10 protein-coding genes and 1 pseudogene are annotated in these 9354 nt (G+C 69.4%); 5 read left to right on the top strand and 6 right to left on the bottom strand.

All coding sequences use genetic code 11. The features are described from left to right. Together L615_RS24805 and L615_RS22955 are read right to left on the bottom strand one after the other, a co-directional pair. A partial coding sequence (locus L615_RS24805) for a hypothetical protein (RefSeq protein ID WP_186449990.1) occupies window positions 1-144 on the bottom strand: 144 nt, incomplete at its 3' end. A 3-nt stretch (window positions 145-147) separates the two neighbouring features. Further along, complete coding sequence (locus L615_RS22955) at window positions 148-990, bottom strand: SDR family oxidoreductase (protein ID WP_145726715.1); 843 nt, start codon at window positions 988-990, stop codon at window positions 148-150. Between the two features lie 153 nt (window positions 991-1143). Here L615_RS22955 and L615_RS22950 point away from each other — a divergent pair, with 153 nt between their 5' ends. The 3 genes from L615_RS22950 to L615_RS22940 are packed head-to-tail and all read left to right on the top strand — an operon-like array spanning window position 1144 to window position 5371. Next, the gene (locus L615_RS22950; RefSeq protein ID WP_145726710.1) at window positions 1144-2679 is read left to right on the top strand and encodes an acyl-CoA synthetase; all 1536 of its coding nucleotides are present in this window, start codon (window positions 1144-1146) and stop codon (window positions 2677-2679) included. A 2-nt stretch (window positions 2680-2681) separates the two neighbouring features. Continuing rightward, a complete protein-coding gene (locus L615_RS22945; RefSeq protein ID WP_145726707.1) occupies window positions 2682-3962 on the top strand; it encodes a cytochrome P450 in 1281 nt (426 codons plus the stop codon). A gap of 17 nt (window positions 3963-3979) precedes the next feature. Beyond that, window positions 3980-5371 (top strand): aldehyde dehydrogenase family protein, encoded by a 1392-nt coding sequence (locus tag L615_RS22940; protein WP_145726705.1) that lies wholly within the window; start codon window positions 3980-3982, stop codon window positions 5369-5371. Between the two features lie 105 nt (window positions 5372-5476). Here the strand turns inward: L615_RS22940 and L615_RS22935 are convergent, their stop codons facing one another. Next, entirely contained in the window at window positions 5477-6064 is a 588-nt protein-coding gene (locus L615_RS22935) for a TetR/AcrR family transcriptional regulator (RefSeq protein ID WP_145726703.1), read from the bottom strand. Between the two features lie 159 nt (window positions 6065-6223). On the opposite strand from L615_RS22935, the gene L615_RS22930 reads away from it, so the two are divergent. After that, window positions 6224-6628: an SCP2 sterol-binding domain-containing protein gene (locus L615_RS22930; protein WP_145726700.1), complete on the top strand. Its 405-nt coding sequence runs from the start codon at window positions 6224-6226 to the stop codon at window positions 6626-6628. Here L615_RS22930 and L615_RS24800 read toward each other — a convergent pair. Next, a complete protein-coding gene (locus L615_RS24800; RefSeq protein WP_145726698.1) occupies window positions 6540-7127 on the bottom strand; it encodes a MaoC/PaaZ C-terminal domain-containing protein in 588 nt (195 codons plus the stop codon). The two genes, L615_RS22930 and L615_RS24800, sit on opposite strands and share 89 nt — an antisense overlap. Before the next feature lie 11 nt (window positions 7128-7138). After that, window positions 7139-8137 (bottom strand): MBL fold metallo-hydrolase, encoded by a 999-nt coding sequence (locus tag L615_RS22920; protein WP_145726696.1) that lies wholly within the window; start codon window positions 8135-8137, stop codon window positions 7139-7141. A 53-nt stretch (window positions 8138-8190) separates the two neighbouring features. On the opposite strand from L615_RS22920, the gene L615_RS22915 reads away from it, so the two are divergent. Then, a complete protein-coding gene (locus L615_RS22915) occupies window positions 8191-9051 on the top strand; it encodes an SDR family NAD(P)-dependent oxidoreductase (RefSeq protein WP_145726694.1) in 861 nt (286 codons plus the stop codon). An 88-nt stretch (window positions 9052-9139) separates the two neighbouring features. On the opposite strand, the pseudogene L615_RS23925 reads toward L615_RS22915, so the two are convergent. Next, window positions 9140-9354, bottom strand: a pseudogene (locus L615_RS23925) (IS110 family transposase); the annotation flags it as partial.

The raw sequence follows: 9354 nt of genomic DNA, 5'->3' as shown, positions 1-9354 counted from the left end.
CTCGCGGAAGCTGTCGTCGTCGACGAGGTAGGCGATGCGCTCGCGCGCGGTCTGCTTGCCGCGCTCGTGCTGACGACGGACGGCGTCCGGGCGCGCCTCGTCCTGCAGTGCCCGGACGGCCGTCTCGTAGGGAAGGTCAGGCACCGATCAGCTCTTGGCGATCCGGTCGTCGTAGGCAGCACGGCCCTTCTGGTCGATGTCCAGGAAGGTGTCGTAGGCGCCGAGCGTGCGATACATGGCGTCGCGCAGGCGGCGGCCCATCAGCGGCTGGATCGTGACGATCGGGCGCAGCGACTTCGGCACGAAGACGTCCTTGCGCTTCTTCTCGATCGCCTCGGCGATGCCGGTGGCGACGTCCTCGGGCTCGACGTTCTTGATGAAGCGGGTGCCCTTGGTGCCGGCGATCAGGTCGGTGTTGGTGAACGACGGCATCACGCAGGTGAAGTCGATGCCCCGCGAGCCGAACTCGACCCGGGCGCCCTCGGTCAGGTGGATGATGCCGGCCTTCTGCGCGCAGTAGTTGAGGCCCCCGGGGACGGCGGCCTTCCCGGCGCTCGAGGCGACATTGACGATGTGGCCGTGCCCCTGCTCGAGCATGCCGGGCAGCGCGGCACGCATGCCGAGGGTGGGGCCGAGGAGGTTGATCTCCATGGCGCGGCGTACGACGGACTCGGGCTGGTCGAGGAAGTGGCCGATGGGCATCACGCCGGCGTTGTTGATCAGCACGTCCAGGCCACCCATGGCCTGGCGCGCGTCGGCGAGGAAGCTCGCGAACGACTCGCTGTCGGTGACGTCGATGTGGTGCGCGGTGACGTCCTGGCCGATCGCGGTCGCGGCGTCCTTCGCCGCGTCGACGTCGATGTCGCCGATGGCGACCTGCGCGCCGCGGCGGTGCAGCTCGAGCGCGGTGGCGCGGCCGATGCCACGTCCGGCGCCGGTGATGGCGATGCGCTTGCCGCTCAGGGTGCGGTTCCCGGTCGATGCACTCATGTCCCCTCCAAGGGTTTTTTAAAAGAGAATCAGAAATCTTGCGATGTGACAAGCCGAACGCTGGACGGGCAGCATAACTCAGGTTACGGTGTTTTGTGACGCCCCCCACAGGGCTGGATTTCTCATCTCGCTTAGAAACCGGAAGGTGCCCCGATGTACCCAGGAGCTCACGCCGCGACCAACCCCGACCACCTCGCGGTGGTGATGGTCGGATCGGGCCGGACCATCACCTACGGCCAGCTGGACGACAACTCGGCCCGCCTCGCCAGCGCCCTCAACGCGCTCGGCCTGGTCAAGGGCGACGTCGTCGCGATGCTGACCGACAACGCCGCCGAGTGCTTCGAGATCTACTGGGCGTGCATGCGTTCGGGCCTCTACATCACCCCGGTCAACCGCTACCTGACCGCCGAGGAGATCGCCTACATCGTCAACGACAGCGGCGCGAAGGCGCTGATCGCCTCGTCGGCCGTCCCCACGGTCGCCGAGGTGCGCGAGCTCTCGCCGCAGGTCGAGCACGCCTTCGTCTTCGGGGGCGACGTCGACGGCTACGCGTCGTACGCCGACCTGCTGGCCAACGCGGGTGAGCGGCTCATCGACCAGCCCCGCGGCTCGGACATGATGTACTCCTCCGGCACCACCGGCCGCCCCAAGGGCGTCAAGCAGGCGATGCTCCCGATCCAGGTCGACCAGCCGGGCGACCCGATCACCGGCCTGCTCGGTGGCCCCTTCAAGGTCGGCCCCCAGGACGTCTACCTGCAGCCGGCGCCGGTCTACCACGCTGCCCCGCTCAAGTGGAGCGGCGCGGTCCAGGCCCTCGGTGGCACCGTCGTGATGATGGAGAAGTTCGACGCCGAGGGCGCGCTCGCCGCGATCGAGAAGTACGGCGTCACCTGTGCCCAGTTCGTGCCCACCATGTTCGTGCGGATGCTGCAGCTCCCCGAGGAGGTCCGGGCGAAGTACAAGCACGACACGATGCGCCTCGCCGTGCACGCGGCCGCTCCCTGCCCGCCCGACGTCAAGCAGGCGATGATCGACTGGTGGGGACCGGTGGTCTTCGAGTACTACGGCTCGACCGAGCAGAACGGCATCACCTTCGTCTCCTCGCCCGAGTGGCTCGCCAAGCGCGGCACGGTGGGCAAGGCGATGATCGGTGTGCTGCACATCTGCGACGACGAGGGCAACGAGCTGCCCGCGGGGGAGGTCGGCACGGTCTACTTCGAGCGCGAGACCCGTCCGTTCGAGTACCACAACGACCCGGCGAAGACGGCCGAGGCGACCCACCCGCAGCACGAGTCCTGGACCGCTGTCGGCGACCTCGGCTACGTCGACGAGGACGGCTACCTCTACCTCACCGACCGCAAGTCGTTCACCATCATCTCGGGCGGCGTGAACATCTACCCGGCCGAGGTCGAGGCCGTGCTCACCCTGCACCCGGCCATCTTCGACGTGGCCGTCATCGGCGTTCCCGACGCGGAGATGGGCCAGCAGGTCAAGGCCGTCGTCCAGCTCAAGGACGGCGTCGAGGGCACGCCCGAGCTCGCCCAGGAGCTCATCGACTACACCCGCGAGCGCATCGCGCACTTCAAGGCGCCCCGCAGCGTCGACTTCATCGCCGAGATCCCTCGGCTCCCCACCGGCAAGCTGCTCAAGCGCGAGCTCGAGAAGCTCTACGTCCCCACCGGAGTCTGATCATGACCGTCACCGAACCCACCACCGCCGCCACCGACGCCTCCGGCCGCGCCTACCACGCCGAGGACATCTCCGAGATCGCCTTCTGGGCGCTCACGGCCGAGGAGCGCGAGGAGACCTTCAAGAAGCTGCGCGCCGACGGTGGCATCACCTACCACCCGCCGATCGCGGGCGGCCTGATGCTGCCGGAGAACGACGGCGTCTGGGCGGTCACCTCCCACGAGCTGATCGGCGAGGTCAGCAAGAACCCCGACATCTTCTGCTCGGGCCAGGGCTTCCAGATGGAGGAGGTGCCGCAGGACTTCCTCGAGGCCGCCGGCAGCTTCCTCGGCATGGACGCGCCCAAGCACGGCGTCATCCGCAAGCTCGTCTCCGCGGCGTTCACGCCGAAGCAGGTCGCGAAGATGAACGACCAGATCGACGACCAGGCGCGTCGCATCGTCGACAACCTCCTCGCCAGCCCCGAGGGTGACTTCGTCGAGACCGTCTCCAAGCAGATGCCCATGTGGACCATCTACGAGATGATGGGCCTGGAGGACCCGGAGCGCCGCGACCAGGCCGCCCACCACGCCGACGGCATGGTGTCGTGGAACGACGAGGACGTCGCCGCCGGCCGGGAGCCGGGCGAGCTGCTCGCCGAGTCCCTCGTCGGCCTGCTGATGATGGGCATGGAGCTGGCCGAGGAGCGCCGCGCCGACCCGCGCGAGGACCTGATGACCAACCTGGTCAACGCCGAGGTCGACGGCCGCAAGCTCACCGACGAGGAGATCGGCTCGTTCTTCGTGCTGCTCTCGGTCGCCGGCAACGACACCACGCGCAACTCGATCACCCTGGCCACCCGGGCGCTCCAGCAGTTCCCGGACCAGAAGGCGCTGTTGCTCGAGGACTACGACAAGCACATCGTCACGGCCGTCGAGGAGTTCGTCCGGTGGGTCTCGCCGGTGATGACGTTCCGCCGTACCGTCACGCGGGACACCGAGCTCGGCGGCCAGCATCTCCGCGAGGGTGACTGGGTCGCCATGATCTACTCCTCCGGCAACCGTGACGAGAAGGTCTGGGCCGACGCGGACGTCTTCGACATCACCCGTGAGAAGAACCCGCACGTCGGCTTCGGTGGCGGTGGTCCGCACTACTGCCTCGGCAACTTCGTCGCCAAGAAGCAGCTGCGGGCCATCTTCAAGGAGCTGCTCTTCCGTGCCCCCAACCTCGAGGTCGGCGAGCCGGAGTACCTGGTCGGCAACTTCGTGCGTGCCGTCAAGCGGATGCCCTACACCCTGCGCTGATCGATCGGAGACCTCCCATGACTGCCACCCCTGAGGTGAAGGACCAGACCGGCGAGCTCGGCGACCTGCTCGCCCGGCTCCGGACCACCTTCCGCAGTGGCCGGACCCGCTCCTACGAGTGGCGCAAGGCGCAGCTGGAGGGCATCGTCCGCTTCGTCGCCGAGCGCGAGTCCGACATCGCCGAGGCGCTCGCGGCCGACCTCGGCCGCAGCGAGTTCGAGGCGTGGTTCGGCGACATCGCCCCGCCCAAGGGCGAGGCGGAGTACGCGATCAAGCACCTGCGGCGCTGGATGCGGCCGCAGCGCCGTCGGGTGCCGCTGACCCAGCTGCCCGGCAGTGCGCGGATCCAGTACGAGCCGCTCGGCGTCGCGCTCGTGATCGGGCCGTGGAACTACCCGGTGAACCTGTCCCTGGGCCCGTTGGTCGCTGCGTTCGCGGCGGGCAACTGCGTGGTCCTCAAGCCGTCCGAGGTGGCGCCGGCGACGTCGCGGCTGATGGCCGAGGCGCTGCCCGACTACCTGGACAAGGACGCGTTCGCGGTCGTCGAGGGCGACGGCATGGTCACCCAGGAGCTGCTGTCGCTCGGCTTCGACCACGCGTTCTTCACCGGCGGCACGGAGATCGGGCGCAAGATCATGGCCGGCGCGGCCAACACGCTCACCCCCGTGATCCTCGAGCTCGGCGGCAAGAGCCCCGTGATCGTCACCCCCGACGCCGACCTCGACGTCGTCGCCCGACGCATCGCGTGGGTGAAGCTGATGAACTCCGGCCAGACCTGCATCGCGCCCGACTACGTGCTCGTGCACGAGTCGGTCAAGGAGCAGCTGGTGGCGAAGATCCGGGGGGCGATCACGCAGCTCACGGCCACGGAGGGCCCGAAGCGGATCGTCAACCAGCGCCAGTTCGAGCGGCTCGCGGGCTACCTGGAGGTCACCCGGGGCACGATCGTGGCCGGCGGGGCCACCGACGCGAAGGCACTGACCATCGAGCCGACGATCGTGGTGGACCCCGACGTCGACGAGCCGGTGATGACCGAGGAGATCTTCGGCCCGATCCTGCCGGTGCGCTCGTACTCCTCGCTGGAGGCGGTCGTCGACTTCGTGAACTCGCGCCCGAAGCCGCTCGGCCTCTACGTGTTCAGCCAGGACAAGGCGACGGCCGACCGGCTCGTCGAGCAGATCCCGGCCGGCGGTGCCGTGGTCAACCACTGCGCCATCCACTACCTGATGCCGAGCCTGCCCTTCGGTGGTGTCGGTGCCAGCGGCATGGGTGCCTACCACGGCGAGTGGGGCTTCCAGGCGCTCAGCCACCGCAAGTCGGTCGCGGTGAAGGGCTTCCGCCCCGACCCGTCGATCGTCTACCCGCCCTACGGGCCGGCGGCGCGGGCGTTGATGCGCAAGCTCTTCTGAGCCGGGCGCCGGCAGCGACCGGCACCGTCCGACAACGACAGCGGCCGGGGTCGGATCCTCACGGATCCGGCCCCGGCCGTCTCGTCGTTCCCTGCCGGCGGGCGGCTACTTCTCGGCCGTCTTCCTCCGGTGCTGCTTCGCGGTGGCCTGGACCTGGGCGAGGACCTGCTCGAGGGCCCACTGGAGCTCCTCGGCCGGGTGGTCCTCCGAGAGCATCTCGAAGCCGACCACGGTGCCGAGGCCCCACGTCGCGAAGGCCGGTGCCCGCTCGGGGCCGACGAGCTCGGCGAGCGCCTCCGACGCCGCCTGGTGGCGGCCCCGGTCGACCTTGCGCTGGATGACCGCGACCCGTTCGTCGACACCGGCCCAGACCCGGATGGCGGCCTCGGCGCGGTGGTTGAAGTCGACCACGTTGGAGATCAGCAGCTGCAGGCGCTGGACGGGGTCCGGGTTCTGTCGTGCGATTTCGGCGAGCCGCTCGGTCCGCTCCGTCAGCCAGGCGTCGAGCAGGGAGTCGGTGAAGTCCTGCCAGTTGTCGAAGGAGTGGTAGAAGGACCCGGTCGTGACGCCGAGCTTCCTGCACAGCGGGGCGAGCTTGAGGGCGCCGTAGCCCTCGGTCGCGAGGATCTCGTTGGCGGCCTCGAACCACGCGTCGCGCAGCGTCTCGTTGCGACGTACCTGGCGTTCGGACATGTGTGCTCCTCTGGTCGCGTCACATCGTAGGTGGGCGACCGCGGCACCAGTGACGGCCCGTCGGGGTCTACCGCCGTAACATAACTTATGTTACGGTACCTCATGTGACGGAGCGCACGTCGGGTGGCTCCGGAGTGGATGAATGAGAGGAGTCCCCTCATGGCGTTCAAGGACGCGGACGAGGTCCGTCGCTACATCGGTGGCGTGTTCCAGGCTGGGTTCGACGACCCGGAGATCGGCCCCAAGATGGCGGCGACCGGGATCGTGGTGAAGTTCGAGTTCACCGAGCCGGACACCGACCTGGTCATCGACATGGGCAAGCAGGAGATCGGCGAGGGTGCCGGCATGGCCACGCCCGCGGCCACCATGCGGATGACCGCCGACGTGGGCAGCGCCTACTGGCAGGGCAAGGTCAACCTGCCGCTCGCCATGGCGCGCGGCAAGATCAAGGTCGACGGCAACGTCGCGAGCCTGCTCAAGCTGGCCCCGCTCGGCAAGAAGTTGTTCCCGAAGTACATCGCCGCCCTCGAGGCCGACGGTCGCCAGGACCTCGTCGTCGCCTGAGGTGCCCGCAGCCTCGGCGCCCGGTCAGTCCGCTCCAGGACCGGCCGGGCGTCGTCGTACGTAGGCCGCGCCGCGGAACGAGAGCACGGTCGTGTCCCCGTGCCGCAGGCTCAACCGCTGGTGGACCAGGGAGCGCTCCGGTCCGCGGTGCTGGACGTCCTCGACCTCGGTCCTCGACCTCGAGCACGCCGTGCACGGTCATCCCGGGGCGCAGCGGGCTGGTCATCTGCACGTCGGAGACGGACCGGCCCGCGATCAGCGACCAACCGCGCAGGACCCGGGTCACGGCGAGGCGCTGCAGGATCGCCATCGAGTGCAGGCCGCTGCCGATCAGGCCGCCGAAGGCGCCGTGGCGCGCAGCCTCCTCGTCGACGTGGAAGTCCTGGGGGTCCCACTGCGTCGCGAAGTCGACGATCTCCTCCGCGGTCACCTCGTAGGTGCCGAGGTCGTACGTCGTCCCCGGCTCGAGGTCCTCGGCGTACTGCTTCTGCTCGCTCATCGTCGGGGATCCTAGGCCGCGGCGTAGTGGTCGACGCCGTCGACCGACGAGCGCTGCAGCAGGCCCTGGTGCTCGAGGAGCACGAGGTGGGCCTCGGCCTCGAGGACCGCGGTCATCCGGTGGACGAGGTCGAGCTCGTGCAGCTGGCGGCCCCGGCGGGTCCACGGCATCGAGCGCGCCACGTCGTGGGCGGTGGAGCGGCCGTCGGCCACGAGTCCGGTGATCAGCTCGAGGCGCTCGGCGTGGTGCTGCAACAGCTCCCGGGCGCGGGTGGCGGCGCTGCCCGGCTCGGTGTCCACGGCGCCGTGCGCCGGCAGCAACCGCAGCTCGGGACGCTCGGCGACCAGGCGCAGGGAGGACAGGTAGCTCAGCAGCGACAGTGGGTCCGGCTCGCGCTCGTAGGCGATCGACGGCGAGATGCGCGGCAGCACGTGGTCGCCGGTCAGCAGGAATCCGGACTCCGGGACCTCGAAGCACACGTGGCCGCGGGTGTGTCCCGGCGTGGCCAGGGCGCGGATGCTCACGCCGCCGCAGTCGATGACGTCGCCGTCGTCGAGCCAGGCGGCCGGCAGGTCGAAGTCCATGTCCTGCTCGTGGACCTCGGCCGGCAGGTTCGCGATCTCCTCGGCAAGGGCGGGGGCGCCGGCGGCGCGGAGGAGCCCGACCTGTCGCGGGAAGGCGCCCTCGAGGTCGAACCATGCCCGGATGCTGTGGTCGTCGCCGCGGCCGAGGTGGACGGGGAGGTCGTGCTTGCCCTGCCAGGCCAGGGCCTGCGTGTAGTGGTCCCAGTGGTGGTGGGTGGTGAGCACGCGGCTCAGGTCACCCGGCGTGAGGCCGAGCTCCTCGAGCCCGGCCAGCAGGGCGCGCTCGGTCGCGGGGGAGGACCAGCCCGGGTCGACCAGCACCGTCTCGTCGTCGCCGCGGACGACGTAGCAGTTGACGCTGGTGAGGCCCTCGAGGGGCAGGGGCAGCTCGATCAGCGCGAGACGCTCGCCCAGGTGCACGGTCATGCCCTATTCTTAATCTAGATTCAAATCTTTCCACAAGGTGCAAGGAGTGTGAGATGGCCGGCGTCGAAGGTCGTGTGGTCGTGGTGACCGGTGCGGGAGGCGGCCTCGGCCGTGAGTACGCGCTGTTCCTGGCGAGTGTCGGTGCCAAGGTCGTCGTCAACGACCTCGGTGGGTCCCGCGACGGCAGTGGTGCCGGCACCGCGATGGCCGACCAGGTCGTCGCGGAGATCAAGGAGGGCGGCGGCGAGGCCGTCGCCAACTACGACAGCGTGGCCACCGAGGAAGGTGCCGCCTCGATCGTGGCGACCGCCCTCGACGCCTACGGCGCCGTGCACGGCCTGGTCAACAACGCCGGCATCCTGCGCGACATGTCCTTCACCAAGATGACCACCGAGGCGTGGGACCTCGTCCAGTCCGTGCACCTGCGCGGCGGCTACCTGATGAGCAAGGCCGTCTGGCCGCACTTCAAGGAGCAGGGCTTCGGTCGCATCGTGATGGCGACCTCCACCAGCGGCCTCTTCGGCAACTTCGGCCAGGCCAACTACGGCGCCGCCAAGGCCGGCCTCGTCGGCCTGCTCAACACCCTGGCCATCGAGGGCGCCCGCGACAACATCCTCGCCAACGCGATCGCGCCGATGGCCGCGACCCGGATGACCGAGGACATCGCCCCCAAGGAGTTCCTCGACAAGCTCCCGCCGGCCTTCGTCGCCCCGGTGGTCACCTACCTGCTCACCGAGGAGAGCACCGAGTCCGGCTCGGTCTTCGTCGTGGGCGGTGGCCAGACCTACCGCGTCGCGCAGTTCCAGAACGCCGGCGTCACCTTCGCCGAGCCGCCCTCGCTGCGCGAGGTCTCCGAGCGCTGGTCGGAGATCACCGACCTCTCCGCGGCGACGCTGGGCAAGAGCCCCATCTGACCGGCAGGCGCCAGCTGTCAGGAGGGCCGCGACCGCGAGGTCGCGGCCCTTCGTCGTCTGCCGGTCGAGGTCGGCCCGGTGGACGTTCCTATATCGCGTCAAGGGCTTGTAGGTCGGCTTTGAGGGCTCCGAAGAGTTCGCGGGCGATGAGKCGTTTCATGGCTCGGATGGTGTCTTTCTTCGACAGGCCTTGGGTGGTGCGGCGTGCGAGGTAGTCGATGGCTGGCTGGTGGTAGCGCAGTCGGCCGATCGCGACGAGGTGGATCGCACTGTTTGCGGCGCGGTCCCCACCTCGGTGCAGCC

This window comes from Nocardioides sp. J9 (genome assembly GCF_007829375.1).
Classification (GTDB): Bacteria; Actinomycetota; Actinomycetes; order Propionibacteriales; family Nocardioidaceae; genus Nocardioides.
This window is presented reverse-complemented; position numbering and strand designations above follow the sequence as displayed.

What these genes read in the sequence shown, in the direction of transcription:
- L615_RS22955 (WP_145726715.1), bottom strand. Translation starts at nt 990, where the DNA reads ATGAGTGCATCGACCGGGAACCGCACCCTGAGCGGCAAGCGCATCGCC.
- L615_RS22950 (WP_145726710.1), top strand. Translation starts at nt 1,144, where the DNA reads ATGTACCCAGGAGCTCACGCCGCGACCAACCCCGACCACCTCGCGGTG.
- L615_RS22945 (WP_145726707.1), top strand. Translation starts at nt 2,682, where the DNA reads ATGACCGTCACCGAACCCACCACCGCCGCCACCGACGCCTCCGGCCGC.
- L615_RS22940 (WP_145726705.1), top strand. Translation starts at nt 3,980, where the DNA reads ATGACTGCCACCCCTGAGGTGAAGGACCAGACCGGCGAGCTCGGCGAC.
- L615_RS22935 (WP_145726703.1), bottom strand. Translation starts at nt 6,064, where the DNA reads ATGTCCGAACGCCAGGTACGTCGCAACGAGACGCTGCGCGACGCGTGG.
- L615_RS22930 (WP_145726700.1), top strand. Translation starts at nt 6,224, where the DNA reads ATGGCGTTCAAGGACGCGGACGAGGTCCGTCGCTACATCGGTGGCGTG.
- L615_RS24800 (WP_145726698.1), bottom strand. Translation starts at nt 7,127, where the DNA reads ATGAGCGAGCAGAAGCAGTACGCCGAGGACCTCGAGCCGGGGACGACG.
- L615_RS22920 (WP_145726696.1), bottom strand. Translation starts at nt 8,137, where the DNA reads ATGACCGTGCACCTGGGCGAGCGTCTCGCGCTGATCGAGCTGCCCCTG.
- L615_RS22915 (WP_145726694.1), top strand. Translation starts at nt 8,191, where the DNA reads ATGGCCGGCGTCGAAGGTCGTGTGGTCGTGGTGACCGGTGCGGGAGGC.